This is a genomic window from uncultured Maricaulis sp. (genome assembly GCF_963976135.1).
Classification (GTDB): domain Bacteria; phylum Pseudomonadota; class Alphaproteobacteria; order Caulobacterales; family Maricaulaceae; genus Maricaulis.
This window is the reverse complement of the sequence record NZ_CAXBKN010000001.1, coordinates 76,724-96,161: the sequence shown is the minus strand read 5'-3', so window position 1 is coordinate 96,161 and position 19,438 is coordinate 76,724. Positions and strand designations below refer to the sequence as shown.

Sequence of the window (19,438 nt, the reverse complement as noted above, 5' to 3'; positions counted from 1 at the left end):
GTAAACGCATGACCGGCCAATTGGTGCTCAATCTGCCCGTAAGGGTGGATTTCAGCGCGGAGAGTTTCGTCGAAGGCCGCGCCAATGCGGACGCTGTTGCGGCCCTGTCGCGCTGGCGCGACTGGCCGCGCGCCGTGATGGCACTGACCGGGCCCGGCGGTTCCGGCAAATCGCATCTCGCGGCTATCTGGGCGCAACAGGCCGGCGCTTCGATCACCGATGCGGCTGGCCTGGCCGCCTGTCTGGCCATCCTGCCATCCGGGCGCTGCCTGGTGGTCGAGGATGTCGATGGCGGCGTTGATGATGCGGCGCTGTTTCACGCCATCAACCGGGCCGCAGAAGGCGATATCCCGGCCCTGCTGATCACGGGGGCCGCGCCGCCCGTGCTGTGGCGTGCCAGCCTGCCGGATCTGGTTTCACGCCTGCGGGCCTTGCCGCATGTCGAGTTGAGCGAGCCCGATGATGAATTGCTGACCCGGCTCCTGCGAAAACAATTCCAGGACCGGGGAGCGCCGCTGCGGCCCGGCGTCATAGAGTATATGCTGCCGCGCATGGAGCGCTCGGTCTCGGCCGTGCGCAGTCTTGTCGACCGCATGGACAAGCTCGCCCTGGCCCGGCAGACGCCGGTCAGCCGCGCTGTGGCCCGCGCGGTGCTCGAAGACCTTCCCGATGATGGAGACTGCGAATGACCAAGCTCGCCACGCCGGTTACGACGCTGGACATCCCCGCCCTGATGGCATCGCCGGAGCGGTTCCTGAACCGCGAACTGTCCTGGCTCCGTTTCAACCGGCGCGTCATCAGCGAGGCGGAAAACCCCAATCATCCAGCGCTTGAACGTCTGCGTTTCCTGTCGATTTCGGCGAGTAATCTCGATGAATTCTACATGGTCCGCGTGGCTGGCCTGCGGGCCCAGATCCGTAATGGCGTAACCGCCACCAGTCTTGACGGGCTGACGCCGGCAGAGCAGGTCGAACAAATCCATGTCCTGGCCAGTGAGCTGATGGGCAAGCAGCAATCATTATGGTGTGATTTGCGCGATGAAATCGCGGCGCTTGGCGTTTGTGTCCTGGCAGAGGCCGATCTGTCGAAGGCCGATATCGCCTGGCTGCGTGGTGAATTCCTCTCCCACACCCTGCCGGTGATCACGCCGCTGGCGATTGACCCGGCGCACCCCTTTCCCTTCATCCCCAATCTGGGCTTCGCCCTGGCCCTGCAATTGCGCAATAACCGCACCGGCAAGATCATGAATGCGCTGATCCCGATGCCGTCCGGGGTCAAGCGCTTCGTCGAATTGCCAGCCCGCGCCCATGGCCAACGCGGCCGCCCGGACCGGCGCTTCGTGGCCCTGGAAACCGTCCTGTCCATGTATGTCGACGAACTCTTCCCCGGCTATGAAATGCTCGGACGCGGGGCGTTTCGCGTAATCCGCGACAGCGATATCGAGATCGAGGAAGAATCCGAGGACCTGGTGCTCGAGTTCGAACGTCTGATGAAGCAACGCCGCCGTGGCGTTATTGTTCGTTTGACGCTGGATGCGGAAATGCCGGCGGGCCTGCGCGATTTCATCGTCGCTCACCTTCATGCCGAAGAGCAGGATGTGGTGCCGATGCCCGGACTTCTCGGACTGGCGCAGATTGATCAGCTCATTCCTGACGACCGGTCCGATCTGGTTTTCCCGGCCTACGAGCCGCGCTATCCGGAACGGATTCGCGATCATGGCGGCGATTGCTTCGAGGCGATCCGGGAGAAGGACATCATCGTCCACCATCCCTATGAAAGTTTCGATGTCGTGGTGAAATTCCTGCGGCAGGCGGCGGCCGATCCCGATGTCGTGACCATCAAGCAGACGCTCTATCGCACCTCAAAAAACTCGCCGATCGTCGCCGCGCTGATCGAGGCCGCCGAAGCAGGCAAGAATGTCACCGCCCTGGTCGAACTCAAGGCGCGCTTTGACGAGGAGGCCAATCTGAAATGGGCCCGCGACCTGGAACGCGCAGGCGTGCAGGTCGTCTACGGCTTCATGGAGTACAAGACCCACGCCAAGATCTCGCTCGTCGTGCGGCGTGAAGGTCCGCTTCTGCGCACCTATGCGCATTTCGGCACCGGCAATTACCACCCGATCACGGCGCGAATTTACACCGACCTCTCGCTCTTCACTGCGGATCCGGCCTTCGGCCGTGATGCCGGGCGGATCTTCAATTTCGTCACCGGCTATGCGCGCCCGGAAAATCTTGAACGCCTTTCGGTTTCGCCGCTGCGGCTGAAGGAGGATTTGCTGGCGCTCATGGAGAATGAGATCACCAATGCACGAGCGGGCAAGCCGGCGGCCATCTGGGCCAAGCTCAACGCGCTGGTACATCCGGAAATCATTGATGGGCTTTACCGCGCAAGCCAGGCGGGCGTGCGTATTGAACTCATCGTGCGCGGTGTGTGCTGCCTGCGCCCGGGCATTCCCGGCCTGTCGGAGAATATCCGGGTCAAAAGCCTGGTCGGGCGTTTCCTGGAACATTCGCGCATCGCCTGTTTTGCCAATGGCAGCGAGATGCCGTCGCCAGCGGCGAAGGTGTTCATTTCCTCGGCCGACTGGATGCCGCGCAATCTCGACCGCCGCGTCGAACTGCTCTGCCCGATCCAGAACCCGACCGTGCATCGCCAGGTGCTCGACCAGATCATGGTCGCCAACCTCAATGACACGGCCCAGAGCTGGTATATGGACGGGCGCGGCGAGTATCGCCGCGTTGACACCTCGGGCATGAAGAAGGCCTTCAGCGCCCATGCCTATTTCATGACCAATCCGAGCTTGTCCGGACGCGGCCATGCGCTCAAGAATGACCAGCCGCCCGTCCTGACGGGGGATGGTTAGCGCTCTTGGATCCGGTCAACATCACCCATCCGGCCTTTGCGGAGAATGCAGTCGAACGGGATATCGCGGTCATCGATGTCGGTTCGAATACCGTACGTCTGGTGCATTTCCGCCTCGAGGGACGGGCGATCTGGCCGGTCTTCAATGAAAAAGTGATGGCCGGACTCGGGCGTGGCCTGCGCCAGCGCGGCACGCTGCATCCCGACAATATCGATATCGCCATGCGGGCCCTGAAACGCTTTGAGCGTCTGCTTGATGCGAAGGGGGTTGGCGAGCGTTATGCGGTTGCCACAGCCGCCGTGCGCAATGCGAGTGACGGGCCGGAATTCGTCCAGCGCGTGGCGGTGGAAACCGGGTTTCAGCTGCGTGTTCTGTCCGGGCCCGAGGAGGGCGAGCTTTCCGCCCTTGGCCTGGTCACGGGTATTCCCGGCGCCGATGGCATGATGGGCGATCTGGGCGGCTCCAGCCTTGAGCTGACCCCGATCGATCACGGTGCACTCGGTGCGGGGCAGACTTTCGCGCTGGGCCCCCAGGAAGCTATTCCGCCGGGCCCCTGGGATGCTGATACGGTCTGCGGACTGATTGATGAGCGTTTGCGTGAGGCCGGTGTCCTGATCGGGCAGGGCGGAGACTTCTACGCGATTGGCGGTGCCTGGCGTTCGCTGGCGCAGCTGGCCTTTGCGCGCTCTGACTACCCGCTGCGTGTCGCCCACCAGTTTCGCATCGATGCCAAGCGGGTGCGGGAATTGACGCGGTTGGCCAGCCGGCTCAGTACCGCGTCACTGGCGGGCATTCCCGGCATTTCCCTGCGCCGCGCCCCGACGATTCCCTATGCGGCCCTGCTGCTCAGCCGCATCGTCGAGATGGGGAAGTTTTCCAATGTCGTCTTCTCTGCCTATGGCCTTCGCGAAGGGGTGTTGATGCAGCAACTGCCCGCTGCCGTGCAGGCAATTGACCCCTTGATTGCCGGCGCGGAAGCGCTGGCGCGGCCAGTCTCGCCGACCCCGGATTTCGGGCGCTCACTGGCGCAATGGATTGCCCCGGCCATGGCCAGTGTCGACACCGTCTTCACGCCGCGCCGCGACCGGGTCCTGCAGGAAGCCGCTGCGCGGCTGGCCGATCTGGGTGCGCGGCGTCATCCCGACCACCGTCTCGAACTGACCCGCGACAGCGTGCTCTACGCCCCCTTTGCCGGCATTAATCATGCCGAACGGGCCTTCCTTGCTGCGGTGATGCATTACCGGTATGGCGGCCGCCGCAGCGCGCTGGATGAGCTGCCGGTCTTCCATCTGATCGACGAGGCCCAGCACGATGTCGCCCAGATGCTCGGCTGCACCTTGCGCCTGGCCGCCAAGTTGTCAGGCCGTTCGGCCAGCCTGCTCGACCGCTTTACCCTGCGCGTCGAGCCGGAGCTGGTGTGTCTGGACGTCGATGAGAGCGTGCGGGACCTCTATGTCGAACGCTCCGTCTCCCTGCTCGGCACCCTGGCCACCGCGATCGGACGCAAGGCGAAGGTGCGGTATTTATAGGCATCTGCCGAGCGCTGTTGTCTCGGGCCCGACGCTGTAGCTTGCATAACTTATGCGTCATGTCGCGCCGTCGAGTATACAATTTCTGAAGCGCGATCCGTTACTTCCGGGGCATGGGACGTAAGATTTCATTGCAGCCGGGTATCCGCAAGACCATCCTGGACGGGTGGAGCAGCCTGACGGTTGCGGCCGGAATTGCCGTGGACATTCCCCCGGAAAGCGCCGGCTGGGTCCGTGCTCAACAGCTGACGGTCTTCCAGAGTTTCGCGCCATTAATCGTGCTCGCCAATCTGCTGAATGTCGGTCTGATGGTCGGCCTGATGTTCGATACCGGTGCGCGCTCGATTGTCCTGGGCTGGGCCGTTGCCATTACAGCGCTGATGCTCGTCCTTGCCTTGCGGGCATGGCATTCGGCGCGCCGGTCCAGGCGCGCGCCGGCCCAGACCCGGTCGCAACGCTCGATCGGAGCCAATACGCGCGATACCGCAATCCTGGGCATTGTCTGGGCCCTGCTTCCAGCCCTGTGCTTCAGCAGTGCCACCCCGCAACACCAGATGGTGATCGCGGTGGTCGCCGTTGGCATGATGTGTGGCGGCGCCTTCATCATGAGCACGGTACCGCGTGCGGCGACGGTTTTCGTCGGGCTACTGGCGCTGGGCAGCTATGTCGGCCTGCTGCGGGATCCGACGCCGCTCAATCTCTTCGTCAGCGGTATGTTGACGGTCTATGCGAGTACACTGCTCTACGGCGTGGCGCGCGTTCGCAAGGAATTCGTCGGCCGTCTGCTCAGTGAGCGACTGGCACGCGACCAAGCCGACCTGATCGGCATGTTGCTGCGCGACTTCGAGGAAGCGGCCTCGGACTGGTTGTGGACGACGGACGCGACCGGCCGGCCAACCGGTGGCTGGGCGCGTTTTGTCGGTGATTCCGCCGCAGCCGGTCACGGGATGACTGACGATTTTCTGACTTTCTTCGAACCCGATTCACAAAGCCGGGAGCTTGACGAACTGATGCGGCGGGACGGAAGTTTCTCCAACCACGTCGTGCGCACCACTGTGGAAAATGGTGCGCGCTGGATCGCGCTGACGGGCAAGCCCGTGCGGCAAAATGGCGTCTTTGCAGGCTATAAGGGCGTTGCCTCCGACATTACCGGAGAACGCGAGAGTGTTGACCGCATTGCTCACCTGGCCGCGCATGACAGTCTGACCGGACTGGCCAATCGCAGCACCTTGCGCGCTGTTCTCGGTGAAGTGCTCGGCTATGCGCCGGCGCGCAAACAGGCCAGCAGCCTGCTGCTGATCGATCTCGACCGCTTCAAGGTCATCAATGACACGCTCGGCCATGCGGCCGGGGATGCGGTGCTGGTGGAAGCCGCGCGGCGTATCCGCGCTGTGATCACCGGTGCCGGACTGGTCGCCCGGATGGGCGGCGATGAATTCGCCGTGGTCATCAACCAGCCCGGCCATAATGCCGAACTGCTGGCGCGCCAGATCATCGATGCGATCGAGCAGCCCTATCTGATTGATGGCAGTGCCGCGAAATGCTCCGCCAGTATCGGATTGCGTCCTGTCTGCGAGACTGATGACGACATGGAGGTTCTGCTGCGTCAGGGCGATCTGGCACTGTATCGGGCCAAGGCGCAGGGCCGCGGCCATGTCGTTGAATTCGACTGGACGATGGATCTGGAAGCGCAGGAATTGATGTTGCTGGAGCATGATTTGCGCTCGGCCATAGCCGGAGAGGAATTGCATCTCGCCTATCAGCCGCTGGCCGATACATCGACAGGCGTCATCGCCGGATGCGAGGCGCTTCTGCGCTGGGAGCATCCACGGCTCGGCAATATCGCTCCGGATCGCTTTATCGACCTGGCCGAGCGCTCCGGGCTGATCGTGCCGGTCGGCGAATGGGTGATCCGCAGCGCGATCGCGGCGGCCGCGAAAATCGATCCGCATATCCGCGTCGCAATCAATGTCTCGCCGATGCAATTGCGCAGCCCCAATCTGTGCGCCGTCTTCATCAATGCCCTCGCGGCCAATGGCGTCGCACCGGAGCGAATCGAGGTCGAGATTACCGAGTCCGTACTGCTGGCCGATACCGAAGCCAATCTGGCTGTGCTGCAGCAATTGCGCGCCCTCGGCCTGCGCATCAGCATGGATGATTTCGGGACCGGCTATTCCTCATTCAGCTATCTGCGCAAATTCGATTTCGACAAGCTCAAGATCGACAAATCCTTTATCGATTGCCTGGGCCAGGAAGACAGTTCCGATGCGATTGTCGGTGCGATTATTGCGCTGGCCCGGGTGCTGGGCATGCGCACCGTCGCGGAGGGCGTGGAGACCTCGGCCCAGCTCGACCTGGTCCGCCGGCTCGGTTGTGACGAGGCCCAGGGCTATCTGTTTTCCAGGCCGATCGATCTGGAGGCCCTGGTCACGCTGGTGGGGGCTGTGCCGACCATGCACGCGACCGGTCCCGAAGCGGAAAGCGGCCAGATCGATGCGCCGGCCGCCATACATTTGCGCAGCGCCGGCTAAGCCGGGTTCGGCCTATTTGCCCTTTGCGCCGACCGGACGGGCTGCAACCTTGCCATCCTCGAGCACCAGGGCAATCTCGCCACGCTTGAGCCCCATCGCCGGTTCGCCAAAGACTTCGCGGCGCCAGCCGCGCATGGCGGGAACATCGGGCGTGTCGCTACAGGCGATTTTCTCGAGATCCGGCGCGGTTGCGATCAGGCGTGAGGCGACACCGGCCTCGTCGGCGACCAGTTTGAGATAGACTTTCAGCAGCTCGATTGTCGGTCCAATGCCCTGGGGCGTCGGCGCCGGTTTCTCGACTTTGGGGGCATAGGCTTCGGGATCGGCCATCGCCGCTTTCATGTCGGCATAGAGCCGCTCGGCCGGCTTCGAGCGTTCGAAGCCGCGCGGCACGGCGCGCAGGCCCTGCATCTGGCCTTCCTCGGTTGGTGCCAGTGTGGCGATTTCGTACAGCGCATCATCCTTCATCACGCGCTGACGCGGCATGTCGCGGGTCTGCGCCTCGCGTTCGCGCCAGGCCGCTGCCGCGCGCAGGGCGGCGAGCCATTTGGGATGGGTCTTGCGCAGTTTCAGGCGTTTCCACGAATCTTCCGGGTCCATCCGGTAAGTGTCCGGACTGGTCAGGATTGCCATTTCGTCCTCAACCCAGGCGGTGCGTTTCTTCCGCTCCAGCCGCTCGCGCATGATCGGATACATGTCGCGCAAATGCGTCACATCGGCCATGGCATAGGTGAGCTGGTTGTCCGACAGCGGCCGGCGCGACCAGTCGGTAAAGCGCGAACCCTTGTCGACCGGACGTTTGAGCAGGGTCTGGACCAGATTGTCATAGGCGATGGAATCGCCCAGGCCGATCGCCATGGCGGCGACCTGGCTGTCAAACATCGGCGCCGGGATCAGACCGTCGCCGAGATTATAGAAGATCTCGAGATCCTGGCGCGCGGCGTGGAAGACTTTCATCACCCGCTCATCGACCATCAGCTCCCAGAAAGGCTCGAGATCGATGCCTTCAGCCAGCGGGTCAATGATGACTTCGGTCTCGCCGCCGGCGGCCTGGATCAGGCAGAGGGCGGGCCAATAGACCGTCTCGCGCATGAATTCGGTGTCGACGGCCACATGTTCGGCCTGGAGGAGGGCGTCGCAGGCCCGGGCGAGTTGATCTGTTGTCGTGATAATGTCCATGCCTTGGCCCTTTAGCGCCTGCGCTGCGATTTGACCATCAGGAAGGCGCACTTGCGGGCTTGCGGCGCAGCGCCAGACGCCAGCCGATGATGGCTGCAGCCAGCAGGCTTCCCGACGCGATCAGCAGGAAGGCGGTCTGGATCGGCAGATGGCCCAGCGCGATGAAGGCGAGGGTGAACTGGCCCAGCGTCGCCGTTGCCGCATTCATGATGCCGCCGGCGGCGAGCAGGCGTCCGCGCATTTCCGGAGCGGCCCGGCGCTGCGCCATCGCCTGCAGGGGGACGACAAACAAGCCTGCGGAAACCGCTGCGAAGCCGAGATCAGCCAGCAGGCGCCAGTTCGATGGATCGGCGAAGAAGGCACCGGCCCCGATCAGCGGCGCGCCGGCCGGCACGATCGGGTTGGACCAGGTCGCCAGGGCGACATCGGTGGTGAAGATCACCAGACCGATCGCGCCGGCGATGGAGAAGGCCAGCGCATCTCCCTTGCCGCTGAGCGCGCCGCACAACAGGGCCCCGACCGCGGCCCCGATTGTGAACAGGGCGCTGAACAGCAACACAACGGTCGCGTCGGCACCGAGCACCGAGGCGGTGAAGACTGGCATCAGGGTAATGATTGAGGCGGCCAGCATCCAGAACCAGGCCGCGCCCAGCAGCGGGCGCAGCACTTCCGGCGCCTTCAGGGCATAACCGAGCACCCGGAAGGTCTCGGCGATGAAGTTGAAGGTTACAGGCAGGTCGCGATTGGCGGCTTCAACGCGCGGCAATTGCCGCGCCGAGATCCAGCCGAAAATCGCGATGACCACCAAACCGCCGCCGATCACTTCCGGGCCCAGCGGAACCACGGCGAGCCAGGTTCCCAAGGCGACACCCAACAGGATGGAGACATTGAGAAAACCGCTCAGCAGGGCATTGGCCGGGACCAGCTCATGCGGCGCCATCAGCGAGGGCAGGGCGGAATTCTTGGCCGGGGTGAAGAAGGCCGATTGCGTGCCCATCAAAAACAGGGTCGGCAGGAGCAGGAGTGGCTGGCGCAGGAAGAGGGCGAGGGCGGCCAGCAACATGATCCAGATTTCGATCTGCTTGGTGACACGCATGATACAGGTTCGGTCATATTTGTCGGCCAGCCGTCCGGCGATCGCCGAGAAGAGGAAAATCGGCAGGGTGATCATCGAGGCGGCGATCGGCACGAGAATATCGCGTTCGAGTCCAAACAGGCTCAGCCCGCTATAGGTGACCATGGTCACCAGCCCGTAGCGGAAGAGGTTGTCGTTGAGCGAGCCAAGGCACTGCGCCAGCAAGAGCGGCAGGAAACGCCGCTGTGTCATCAGCTCGCCTGCGATCTTGGCGCTCATGATCGTCCCTCCGATTCGAGCTCGCGGCTGCGCGTCTCGATGGTATCCTGCAGGCGTTGCATGAATATCTCGCGCGGCAGACCGGGCGGGATCGGTTCGAGGAATTCAATGACGGCCGGTCCGGGATGCTTGTCCCATTCCTCTTCAGGCCATCGAAGGCCCAGATTGGTTGCGACCGGTACCACGCTCCGGCCGAGCTCAGCATAGAGCATGTATACACCTTTGCGGTAACGCCGGGTTACGCCGACTGCCGCCATCCCCCCCTCCGGATAGATTAGGACAGGGCGATGATCGTCGGCGATCTGCCTGATGCTCTCCTTGAGTGCGCCCTGGGCCCGGTTATGGCCCTGGGCATCGACCATGGTCGCACCGGCGCGCTGGACGATGCGATTGACCAGGGGGAATTTCTCGATCCCGTTGCCAATGACGAAATTGAGGTCACCGGCGATCGCCATCATCAACGGGCCGTCGGCATAGGCCTGGTGTTTGGCGGCTATGATGACCGGTTCACCGCGCGGCGGCTGGCCGCGCACTTCAACGGCAATTCCCGCCACCCAGCGCATGCAAAAACGGGTCGTGGCACCGTAGGCGATTATGACGGCCATAAGCGGGCCGCGCCAGGGCAGCCAGGCGGCGGCATAACAGGCGAGGGCGAACAGCGCCGACAGGCCCCAGAACAGGATATTGAAAACCAGCGATCGCATCGCTCGACTCCCGCTATTGGTTGCTCATTCAGACCAGGTGTTAATGCATGGCCGGGTCGGTTTGACCTGCATTTTCGGGATCAAAGACCGATTCTGTCGCTGCCACCGAATTCTCCGCCTCGAGGCGCCGGGAACGGGTTTCGACGCGGCGTTCCAGTTCGGCGAGAAATGTGTCCCGATCAGAGCTGGGTGCCATGGGATCAAGGAATTCAATCACGGCCGTGCCGGCGAATTTGGTCCATTTCTGCTGCGGCCAGCACTGGCCCAGATTGGTTGCCACGGGCACGACGGGCCGGTCTAGCTGGGAGGAGAGCTGCCAGGCGCCGGAACGATAGCGCAGACCGGATCCGACCGGGGTCAGATGGCCTTCCGGATAAATCAGGATCGGGCGCGGCCGGCCTTCACCGTGGGAGCGTTGCACGCCGGCGCGCAAGCTGGCTGCCGCTGCGGCACCGCCCTTGTTGGAGACAATGATCGCGCCGCAGCGATTCAGCACCCACCCGATCAGCGGATAGTTCAGCATATGGTCGCCGCAGATGAAATTGACGTTGCCGCACTTGGCCATCATTACCAGCCCATCGCCCCAGGACTGGTGTTTGGCGGCCAGGATGACCGCCTGGTTCTTCGGCGGCGTGCCTCGCACCTCGACCCGGATCCCGCATATCCAGCGCATCAGCAGCACGGTCAGCCGGGCATAGGAGCGGATCCCGTGCATCAGGATCCGCCGATCCGGCAAGAGTGCGAGGATGGCGCAAACCAAGGCATAAATGGCGGTGATCAAATAATAGGCGAGGTTGAAGAGGAGAGAACGCATGATGATCTCCGAAAGCTGGGGCAAAAAGGGGCGGCGGCAGGGCGCTCAGGCGGCGCGCAGCACGGCCATGATGGCGGTTGTGAAAACCGGGATGAGTTCGGTCATGGGCTGTGCGATGCGGCCGAAAATCCGGTATTCGGCCGGCTGCATCACCAGACCGAGCGCCATTGCGGCGGCCAGTTCCGGATCGCGGGCCGGGATTTCCCCGCTGGCCATCGCGGCGGTTACGCGCGCGCTCATCACATCTGACGGATTGGCACCGCCATCGCCGGAGGCGGCGAGGAAGTAGTTGCGATGCGTGAGATGATAAGTGAATTGCGCCGGATCGTTCTCGGCCAGTTCGCAATAGGCGGTGACGACGGCATGCACGGTTTCTTCCAGGCTGGCATCGGGCCGGATATTGGCGTCGACCAGTTGCAGCAGGCGCGCATGGATCGCCTCGAACATCAGACGGGCGAGCGCATCCTTGCTCTTGAAATGGCGATACATGGCGCCATCCGAGATTTCACAGGCCTGGGCGATCTGCTTGATGGAGACCCCGTCCATGCCCTGGCAGGCGAAGAGTTTCAGCGCTGCCCGCTCGATCCGCGCCTTGGTCGTGCCGCGCGCCGCCGTGACGCCGACATTCGGGTCGGTGCCTTCAAACAGGTCTTCTCGAAGTTTTCCGGTCATGGCTGGGCCTCGCCTGGCATGGAAGTAAGTGTTCATTCACAAGCTGTTTGTCATAGCGTGACCGTAACTGCAAGTGAATAGTTACTTACATCACCGATTTCGCCGTGATGCCTCGTGTGGGTATGCGGATCGACCTTGTCACCGGGCCGGGAGCGGGCGCATGGTGACTCGCCCTGACCGTCGGCGCGGACACCGCGTTGCAACTGGCCGGGGCGGTTATCCGGGGCGCGAGCCCCATCGGTCATCCAGGAGAGAGACCCCCATGAATAAGTTCGTTTTGGCCATGATGGCAGCGTCGAGCCTGAGCCTGATTGGCACCTCGGCATTTGCCATCGACCACCACATGGCCGGCGAGGCTGCCGCAGCACCGACACAGGAAGAGTGTCTGGCGTTGTATGATGGAATGATGGCGGATGTTGCCGAAGGCGACCAGGCCGCTCACGACGCCGTTCTGGCGGCCATGGACGACGAAACCCGCGTCAAGTTCGATGCTTGCCACGACATGATCCACGCTGCTCGCCATCCCGGGGCAGCACCGGAATCCCATGCCGAACACCATGCTGACGAGGCTTCAGCCGCCGATGATATGCCGCATGGCGAGCACAATATGCACGAGGTTGACCAGCCGCAGGAATAGCGTTTGCCGAGCTGAATGACGAAGGCGGCGCCGGAACCCGGCGCCGCCTTTTGTTTTGGGGGAAGGGGGCGCGACCACATCTCCACGTGTGGGACGTCATGGATGTCCCACTGAACTTACGACAACTCCGGCATTCGCCGGCGTCCCACACACCTCCCATTGCGAGGTGATCCACTCAAACCTCCAGCGGTCAGCCGCGTGGAGATTTGGGTATGCGCGGCGTGTCACAACTGCACCATTTCCCCCCAAATCCTTGACATTGAGGCCCCGCCACAGGCATGTCGCGGCAACTCCATTCACGCTCATTGCGGACCTTGAAAACCATGCACGCTTATCGCTCCCATACCTGTGGCCAGCTTCGCCCGAGTGAAGTCGGTCAGACGGCCCGGATTTCCGGCTGGATCCATCGCAAGCGCGATCATGGCGGCCTGCTCTTTATCGATCTGCGCGATCATTACGGCATCACCCAGTGCGTGCTCGAGCCGGAAAGCGAGCATTTCGAACGGCTTGAGCGCTTGCGCGTTGAAAGCGTCGTCACCATTACCGGCGATGTCGTCGCCCGCGATGCCGAGGCGCTCAATGAAAACCTGCCGACCGGCGGGATTGAAGTGCGGGTGCGCGATCTCGCCGTGCAGTCGGAAGCGGAGGAGCTGCCGCTGCCCGTCTTCGGTGAGCCGGACTGGTCGGAAGAGGTTCGCCTCAAGCACCGCTATATCGATCTGCGCCGTGAAAGCCTGCACAAGCGCATCGTGCTGCGCTCGAAGATCATCGACTCGATCCGCCGCCGCATGGTCGATGAGGATTTCGTCGAATACCAGACGCCGATCCTGACCGCCTCCTCGCCGGAAGGCGCGCGCGATTTCCTCGTGCCCTCGCGTCTGCACCCGGGCAAATTCTACGCCCTGCCGCAGGCACCGCAGCAGTTCAAGCAGCTGATCATGGTCTCCGGCTTCGATCGCTATTTCCAGATCGCACCCTGTTTCCGCGATGAAGACGCCCGCGCCGACCGCGCACCTGGCGAATTCTACCAGCTCGACATGGAAATGAGCTTCGCGACCCAGGAAGACGTGTTCAATGTCATCGAGCCGGTGCTGAAAGGCCTGTTCGACGAATTTGCCGATGGTCGCACCGTGCCCAATACCGCCTTCGAGCGCGTCACCTATGCCGATTCCATGGCCTGGTACGGTTCCGACAAGCCGGACCTGCGCAATCCGATCAAGATGAGCGATGTCACCGAGACCTTCCGCGGTTCCGGTTTCAAGGTCTTCGCCGGCATGATCGAGAAGAATCCGAAAATCGCCGTCTGGGCGATCCCGGCGCCGACCGGCGGCAGCCGCGCCTTCTGTGACCGGATGAATTCCTGGGCCCAGAAGGATGGTCAGCCCGGCATGGGCTATATCTTCTGGCGCGAGACCGATGGCGTGCTCGAGGCCGCTGGCCCGGTCGCCAAGAATATCGGTGAGGAACGCACCGAAGCCCTGCGGGTTTCACTCGACCTCAAGGCCGGCGATGCCGTCTTCTTCGCCGCTGGCGAGCCGAAAGCCTTTGCCAGCTTTGCCGGACGCGCCCGCGATGTCGTCGGCAAGGAACTCGATCTTTGCGAGAAGAATGTCTTCAAATTCTGCTGGATCGTCGATTTCCCGATGTATGAGTGGGATGAAGACAACAAGAAGATCGACTTCTCGCACAACCCGTTCTCGATGCCGCAAATCTCGGCCGAGGAATTTCTGGCGATCGAGGCGGGCGATGATGAGACCCTGCTCGGTCTCAAGGCCTTCCAGTATGACATTGTCTGCAATGGTATCGAGCTGTCCTCCGGCGCGGTGCGCAACCACCGTCCCGATGTGATGCTGAAAGCCTTCGCCCATGCCGGTTATGATGCCGCGACCGTGGAAGAGGAATTCGGCGGCATGCTCAATGCCTTCCGCTATGGCGCGCCGCCGCACGCCGGTATCGCTCCGGGCGTCGACCGCATTGTGATGATCCTCGCCGGTGTCGATAATCTGCGCGAAATCGTGATGTTCCCGAAAGACCAGCAGGCGCGCGATCTGATGATGAATGCGCCGGCCGAGGTCGAGATGAAGCAATTGCGCGAACTGCATATTCGCAATGTGATTCCGGAAGCCAAGAAGACCAGTTAGGCCGGCTTGCCCGCACCAGGATGAGAAACGGCCGGAGCGCAAACTCCGGCCGTTTCTATGGGGCAGGCGCGCCGCCCGGCGTTAATGGTCCGGCGGCGGAGGTGGACGGTGAGGATTGGGGCTCAGCCAGATCTGGTGCTCGCCATCGCCTTGAAGCTCGATCATCATTCTATCCCGGCGGCGGGATTCTTCCACACGTCGTTCCATTTCCTGGACATGGGCTTCCGCACGGGCTTCGGCCAGCGCCAGGGCGCGGCTGCGTTCGCGCTCGGTGTGGGCGATCGCTTCGCTCTGCTCTATCCGGGCGCGCTGGATTTCACGCTCAGCGCGGGCAATATCGCGCAAGGCCGCCGCCGAGACGCCGCGCAGCGTCTCCTCGTCGAAGGTCTCGCCACGAACATTCGGCACCGCGCCATTGCCTGACAGGAGTTCGACAATCCGGCCATCCTCGGCTTCCAGGCGGATTGTGGAGCCATGATCGCCGCCACGGCTGACGCGCCAGCCAAAGCGGACATTATCGCCGCCACCGACCGTGACGCTGCGGCTCGGGTTGCAGGTTGGCAGTTCGTAACCGCCATCGAGCCGGGTCGCCTCGTCGCCGCAGGCGCCGCGCATGGCCTCTTTGGACAGGCCCGTTACATTGGTGATTACGGCCGCCGTGAAATTGACGCCACGCAAATTGGCGCCGGTGAAGTTGACGTTGTCGAGCACCGCATCCTCGAAACTCGACCCGCGCAGGTCGGCATCAAGAAAGCTTGTGTCACTGCCGGTGGTTTCCGTGAAGTTGGCGCCGCGCAGGGAAGCGCCGCGAAAGTTTGCGTCGCCGATCTGGGAGCGGAAGAAATTGGCCTGGTTGAGGACCGCATTGGCAAACACCGCATCTTCCAGCGAGCTGCCGATAAAGGTCGCAAAGGCCATTTGCGTATCGGTGAAATTCGTATCTTCCAGCGAGGCGGCGGAGAAGTTGACGCGTTCGATATGGCTACCGGTAAAGTCGGCATCACTCATATCGGCGCGCAGGAAGGTGACGCCACTTAACCGGGAATGGGTCAAGATGGTGTGGGTGAATTCGGTATCGGTAAAGCGGCTCTCGACAATGGTCGTGCCGCCCAGCTCCGAATTCGCGAAGGTCGAGCCTTCGAAATTGGCGCCGATGAAGATCGCTCCCGCGAGATTCTTGTCCGAAAAGTCACAGGATTCGCACTCGCCGCCGATGGCCAGTCCGCGTCGTGGATGGTCATCGCCCACGGCCCATCCTGGCTGGGTGCCGATCAGGAGGCTCAACAGGGCGAGAGCCAATATGGTGGCGGGGTTCCGCATGGGTTCAGAGATAAAGCACGATCCAGCTGGTGACGACTTAAATCACAGTAATCCCACTGTCATCACCGGCCAACGCGCCGGTCATGGTCTAGCGGCAGGGGCGCACATGCAATCCGGCCGGGAGCAGGGTCGACGGGTCTCCGCAGGCGCCGTTGAGCTGGCTCTGGGTCAGGCCGATCGCGGTGGTCATTTCGGCACCGGAGATGTTGACGCCGCTCAATTGGGCGCCGCTCAGATTGGCGCTGCCGAAATAGGCGCCGACCAGGACTGCGCCGGTGAGATCCGCATTGCGGAAGCTGGCGCTGGTGAAACGGCCGCCGAACATATTGGCGAGCGACAGGTTCGCATTGTCGAAATTGGCACGGTTCATCGTCGAAAGGGCGAGATTGGCCTGGCGCAATCGCGAGCCGGAAACGTCAATACCCGGCAGGTCAAGATAGCCGAGTTCGGCCTGGAATAGGTTGCAGCCCGGGCAGGACTGGCCCGCCTGAACGCGAGCAATCTGGGCCGCGTCCTGGGCGTGGGCACCTGCGGATGCCGACAATAAGATCGCGATGGCAGCCAAAATTCGTTTCATAATGAGGCGCTCCGAGCCAGATACAGGGGCCGATGCAAGCTGCGCGCCGGGCCGGACGGCTGATCAGCCCGAGGTCCAGTTGCAGGCATCGCAACGATGCGCATTTTCGCTGTGCACGACGGTGAAATGACCGCATTCCGGACAGGGATCGCCGGAATACAGGCTGACATCCTGACGCTTCGAGCCCCGCGATGCGGGCTCGGCATGATGCATCTCGATCTCGCCCATATCCGGTCCCCCGGCCTGACCGCTGGCAAGCTTGCGCGCGGCATTGGCGAACATCACGATATTGTCGGGCACCTGGCCGCGGCTGAAGCCTTTGGAAATAAATCGGGCGGCATCGGTCTGCGAGAGTTTTTCCTCCGCGACGCCCTTGCCGATACCGCCATGATCAGCGGTATCCGGCGCGAGTTCGGCCAGATCCTCACGTCCGAGATAGGACACGCCCAGCTCGCGGAAGAGATAGTCCAGGATCGAAGTCGCGTGCTGGATGGAATCATTGCCAGTCACAGCGCCGGCCGGCTCGAAGCGGGTGAAGACGAAGGCGTCGACGAATTCCTCGAGCGGGACGCCGTATTGCAGTCCGATCGAGATGGCGATGGCGAAATTATTCATCAGCGAGCGGAAGGCGGCGCCTTCCTTGTGCATGTCGATGAAGATCTCGCCGACCTCGCCATCATCGAATTCGCCGGTGTGGAGATAGACCTTGTGGCCGCCGACGGTGGCTTTCTGGATATAGCCCTTGCGCCGGTCGGGCAGTTTGCGCCGTGCCGCCGGTTGTTCGACCACGCGTTCCACAGTGCGCTCGACCGTGCGCTCGATGAGGCGTTCCTTGACCGGCTCGGTCGTGTAATCACCCTTGTCGAAATCGATCGCCGGCAAGAGGTCGAGCAGACCCGAACGGGTCCGGCGAATTTCCAATTGGCGCAGGCCGAGCGCCGAGGCCCGGTCCAGAATCGCGGCGACATCATCAATCGTGTGCTCGCCATCAAGCGCCAATTGGGTCTCGACACTCCCGTTGATCTGGCTCTCGAGCGCCGCGCTCATGGCCAGCTGATCCTGCGGCGTGACCGGTGCGAAGACGGCGCGCCAGTCCAGCGGCAGATCAATCGCATCCTCCAGCGTGCCGCTGCCATGAGCATGGCGGTCGGCCGCAGCGATCTCGGCCTCGCCAAAGCCGAGCGTGCGCGCCAGCGAGCGCCCTTCGGCCTCCAGCACAGCGCTCGACAGCCCCAGCTGTTCGCGGCAGACCCCTTCGCCGAGCGTCCAGCGATTGAGCGCATGGCGCACGGAGGCGCCGTCACCGATTATATCCTCCACCCGTTCAATCGCGGCGTCGGGCAAGCCAGCACGTTGCAGCGCCGCGACGGATATGCCGGGCGCACCGCGCAATGTGCCGTGCCCGGCAGCATGGTCCTCGGCGATTTCGATTTCTGTCGGACTGGCGCCGAGCTGGCGCAGGCCGGCGCGTACACAATCGCGCAAGCGGTGGCCGCCGGAAATGCCGCCATCGGCGATGATCGCGCCTTCGACCGCGGCCGCACCCTGGCTGTCATTGTCGAACAGGCCGGCAATCGCCGGGTCGGGCCGGCTGCTGGTCAGGGTCAGGCCGGGACGGGCAAGGGCGGAACGCGGAGCAAAGCGGGAGGAGGCCCGTTCCAGCTCGGCGGTCAGTGTGGCAAAGGGGCCGGGCAGCTCACCCGTTTCCGGATCGGGGCCGAGGCCGGGGGCCTGGGCACCAAGCTCGCCGCCGGTTTCGCGCAGGCACAGGCTGGCCAGCCGTCCGATCGCAGCCGCGACCGCGCGCGCTTCGCGACTGCCATAGGCCATGCCGCCGGCGCTCAACAGTGCGCCAAGGCCCGTCAGATTAAGCGTTCCGGCGGTCTCGGCTGTCCGGGCGGTGCTCAGGGTCAGAGCATGGGACCAGAGCCGCATCGCATCGGCCAGCAGGTCGGCGCGGAAACCCGTCTGTGGCTCAAGGAAGGCGGGAAGATTGATATGCAGGGCCGGGCCGCTGGCGGCCGGGCCGGCCTGGAAAGCGAGCGAGGGAGCACCGAAACTCCACACCGTGCGGGCGATATTGTCGCGTAGCTCGCGGGCGCGAATACTGGTGCGCCCGGGATCATCATCGCCGCCGAACTGCCAGGTCTCGTCGGCCTCGATGGCGCGGCCCAGCGCGTTCGGGATTTGCAGTATGGTGACCGGCTGGTTCTGGCTCTGCGGCTGCAGATCCGTCAGCGCATCTTCAGCGACGCCTTGGCGGGCCAGGGCGAGGGCGCGCTCAACCGCCTCCTCCGCCACGCCATCACGCAAGGCGGCCCGCATGGCGCGGGCGAGGGCGGCATTGCGGCGCGGGTCAAAGCGTTCATTGGCCTCACCGGAGCAGCGGTGACAGGCCTGGGCAATCGCATCCAGCCGGTCGCGCGTGACGCGGGCACCGACATCGAGCATACCGCCGCGCAATGCGCTTTCTGCGACGCCCCGCAATTGCGCCGGGGCGGCGGCGCTGCCGGCGTGAATGGTCGTGGCTTGTGGCCGGATTGCCGCCGCCGGGACTGACAGGCCGTAGGCCCAGTCAATGCCGCCATGACGGCATAATTCCGCGTCGGGAATGACATAGCGGCCGCGCAGGCTGGCGGCGAGTTCCCCGAGAAAGACCGGGGCCTCGTCCGGGCTGTCGAGCCCGCCATGCCGGGCGACCGACCAGGTCAGCGAGCCGGCAATGCGCGCGATGACGGCATCATAACCCGTCTCGGCCGCCAGCTCGCTGCCTTCGGCCAGCTGTGGTGAGAGGCCGCCAAAGGCCTGCAGGCCGGGGCGCGGACGGGTCGATACAGGGCGGGGCTGGTCGAGCAGATCGGCGAGGGCGTGGATGGCCGCCGGGCTCCAGTCCTGCGGCACCGTAATCGGGCGGGCGGTATCGCCGTCCTTCTCGCTGTCAGGGTCACCATAGGCATCGGCCGCGCGCGACACGAAAGCATAGCGGTCACCAGCGGCAGCAAGCGCTTCGGCAAAGCGACGATTGAGTTTCATGACACCACCCTCTGGTCCCCGAATCGCCCGGAGCTGGCCTCAGTCTACCGCGCCGGGCTGCGCGTCATAACCCCGCAGTGTTCA

General features: G+C 63.5%; 14 protein-coding genes. 6 read left to right on the top strand and 8 right to left on the bottom strand.

Annotated features, from left to right (window positions below):
• Nucleotides 1-8: 8 nt before the first annotated feature.
• The 4 genes from AAC023_RS00400 to AAC023_RS00385 all read left to right on the top strand — a co-directional run bounded on the left by AAC023_RS00400 (nucleotide 9) and on the right by AAC023_RS00385 (nucleotide 6,923).
• Nucleotides 9-689, top strand: coding sequence for a hypothetical protein (locus AAC023_RS00400; RefSeq protein WP_339736976.1), 681 nt, complete (start codon nucleotides 9-11; stop codon nucleotides 687-689).
• Nucleotides 686-2,863: an RNA degradosome polyphosphate kinase gene (locus AAC023_RS00395; protein ID WP_339736974.1), complete on the top strand. Its 2,178-nt coding sequence runs from the start codon at nucleotides 686-688 to the stop codon at nucleotides 2,861-2,863. Before AAC023_RS00400 ends, AAC023_RS00395 begins: the two co-directional genes overlap by 4 nt.
• A gap of 5 nt (nucleotides 2,864-2,868) precedes the next feature.
• Entirely contained in the window at nucleotides 2,869-4,392 is a 1,524-nt protein-coding gene (locus tag AAC023_RS00390) for a Ppx/GppA family phosphatase (RefSeq protein WP_339736972.1), read from the top strand.
• 113 nt (nucleotides 4,393-4,505) lie between these two features.
• On the top strand, nucleotides 4,506-6,923 hold the full coding sequence (locus tag AAC023_RS00385; protein WP_339736970.1) for an EAL domain-containing protein: 2,418 nt from the start codon (nucleotides 4,506-4,508) through the stop codon (nucleotides 6,921-6,923).
• A gap of 12 nt (nucleotides 6,924-6,935) precedes the next feature.
• On the opposite strand, the gene rnd is transcribed toward AAC023_RS00385, so the two are convergent.
• The 5 genes from rnd to AAC023_RS00360 are packed head-to-tail and all read right to left on the bottom strand — an operon-like array spanning nucleotide 6,936 to nucleotide 11,646.
• Complete coding sequence (gene rnd, locus AAC023_RS00380) at nucleotides 6,936-8,102, bottom strand: ribonuclease D (RefSeq protein ID WP_339736968.1); 1,167 nt, start codon at nucleotides 8,100-8,102, stop codon at nucleotides 6,936-6,938.
• Nucleotides 8,103-8,139: 37 nt separating this feature from the next.
• Nucleotides 8,140-9,456, bottom strand: coding sequence for an MFS transporter (locus AAC023_RS00375; protein WP_339736966.1), 1,317 nt, complete (start codon nucleotides 9,454-9,456; stop codon nucleotides 8,140-8,142).
• The gene (locus AAC023_RS00370) at nucleotides 9,453-10,160 is read right to left on the bottom strand and encodes a lysophospholipid acyltransferase family protein (RefSeq protein WP_339736964.1); all 708 of its coding nucleotides are present in this window, start codon (nucleotides 10,158-10,160) and stop codon (nucleotides 9,453-9,455) included. Before AAC023_RS00370 ends, AAC023_RS00375 begins: the two co-directional genes overlap by 4 nt.
• Before the next feature lie 40 nt (nucleotides 10,161-10,200).
• Nucleotides 10,201-10,974 carry a lysophospholipid acyltransferase family protein gene (locus AAC023_RS00365; RefSeq protein WP_339736962.1) on the bottom strand — a complete coding sequence of 258 codons (774 nt, stop codon included), beginning with the start codon at nucleotides 10,972-10,974 and terminating at the stop codon, nucleotides 10,201-10,203.
• A 45-nt stretch (nucleotides 10,975-11,019) separates the two neighbouring features.
• Nucleotides 11,020-11,646 carry a TetR/AcrR family transcriptional regulator gene (locus tag AAC023_RS00360; RefSeq protein ID WP_339736960.1) on the bottom strand — a complete coding sequence of 209 codons (627 nt, stop codon included), beginning with the start codon at nucleotides 11,644-11,646 and terminating at the stop codon, nucleotides 11,020-11,022.
• A gap of 262 nt (nucleotides 11,647-11,908) precedes the next feature.
• Between AAC023_RS00360 and AAC023_RS00355 the strand changes: the two genes are divergently transcribed.
• Together AAC023_RS00355 and aspS are read left to right on the top strand one after the other, a co-directional pair.
• Nucleotides 11,909-12,283, top strand: a complete 375-nt coding sequence (locus tag AAC023_RS00355; protein WP_339736958.1) for a hypothetical protein — start codon at nucleotides 11,909-11,911, stop codon at nucleotides 12,281-12,283.
• A 323-nt stretch (nucleotides 12,284-12,606) separates the two neighbouring features.
• Nucleotides 12,607-14,424 carry an aspartate--tRNA ligase gene (gene aspS, locus AAC023_RS00350; protein ID WP_339736956.1) on the top strand — a complete coding sequence of 606 codons (1,818 nt, stop codon included), beginning with the start codon at nucleotides 12,607-12,609 and terminating at the stop codon, nucleotides 14,422-14,424.
• Between the two features lie 81 nt (nucleotides 14,425-14,505).
• Here the strand turns inward: aspS and AAC023_RS00345 are convergent, their stop codons facing one another.
• The 3 genes from AAC023_RS00345 to AAC023_RS00335 all read right to left on the bottom strand — a co-directional run bounded on the left by AAC023_RS00345 (nucleotide 14,506) and on the right by AAC023_RS00335 (nucleotide 19,354).
• Nucleotides 14,506-15,744, bottom strand: coding sequence for a pentapeptide repeat-containing protein (locus tag AAC023_RS00345; protein WP_339736954.1), 1,239 nt, complete (start codon nucleotides 15,742-15,744; stop codon nucleotides 14,506-14,508).
• Nucleotides 15,745-15,832: 88 nt separating this feature from the next.
• Nucleotides 15,833-16,321, bottom strand: coding sequence for a pentapeptide repeat-containing protein (locus tag AAC023_RS00340; RefSeq protein ID WP_339736952.1), 489 nt, complete (start codon nucleotides 16,319-16,321; stop codon nucleotides 15,833-15,835).
• 63 nt (nucleotides 16,322-16,384) lie between these two features.
• Complete coding sequence (locus AAC023_RS00335; RefSeq protein ID WP_339736950.1) at nucleotides 16,385-19,354, bottom strand: hypothetical protein; 2,970 nt, start codon at nucleotides 19,352-19,354, stop codon at nucleotides 16,385-16,387.
• Nucleotides 19,355-19,438 lie beyond the last annotated feature (84 nt).

Coding starts and splice junctions, on each gene's coding strand:
- AAC023_RS00400 (WP_339736976.1), top strand. CDS start 9: ATGACCGGCCAATTGGTGCTCAATCTGCCCGTAAGGGTGGATTTCAGC.
- AAC023_RS00395 (WP_339736974.1), top strand. CDS start 686: ATGACCAAGCTCGCCACGCCGGTTACGACGCTGGACATCCCCGCCCTG.
- AAC023_RS00385 (WP_339736970.1), top strand. CDS start 4,506: ATGGGACGTAAGATTTCATTGCAGCCGGGTATCCGCAAGACCATCCTG.
- rnd (WP_339736968.1), bottom strand. CDS start 8,102: ATGGACATTATCACGACAACAGATCAACTCGCCCGGGCCTGCGACGCC.
- AAC023_RS00375 (WP_339736966.1), bottom strand. CDS start 9,456: ATGAGCGCCAAGATCGCAGGCGAGCTGATGACACAGCGGCGTTTCCTG.
- AAC023_RS00370 (WP_339736964.1), bottom strand. CDS start 10,160: ATGCGATCGCTGGTTTTCAATATCCTGTTCTGGGGCCTGTCGGCGCTG.
- AAC023_RS00365 (WP_339736962.1), bottom strand. CDS start 10,974: ATGCGTTCTCTCCTCTTCAACCTCGCCTATTATTTGATCACCGCCATT.
- AAC023_RS00360 (WP_339736960.1), bottom strand. CDS start 11,646: ATGACCGGAAAACTTCGAGAAGACCTGTTTGAAGGCACCGACCCGAAT.
- AAC023_RS00355 (WP_339736958.1), top strand. CDS start 11,909: ATGAATAAGTTCGTTTTGGCCATGATGGCAGCGTCGAGCCTGAGCCTG.
- aspS (WP_339736956.1), top strand. CDS start 12,607: ATGCACGCTTATCGCTCCCATACCTGTGGCCAGCTTCGCCCGAGTGAA.
- AAC023_RS00345 (WP_339736954.1), bottom strand. CDS start 15,744: ATGCGGAACCCCGCCACCATATTGGCTCTCGCCCTGTTGAGCCTCCTG.
- AAC023_RS00340 (WP_339736952.1), bottom strand. CDS start 16,321: ATGAAACGAATTTTGGCTGCCATCGCGATCTTATTGTCGGCATCCGCA.
- AAC023_RS00335 (WP_339736950.1), bottom strand. CDS start 19,354: ATGAAACTCAATCGTCGCTTTGCCGAAGCGCTTGCTGCCGCTGGTGAC.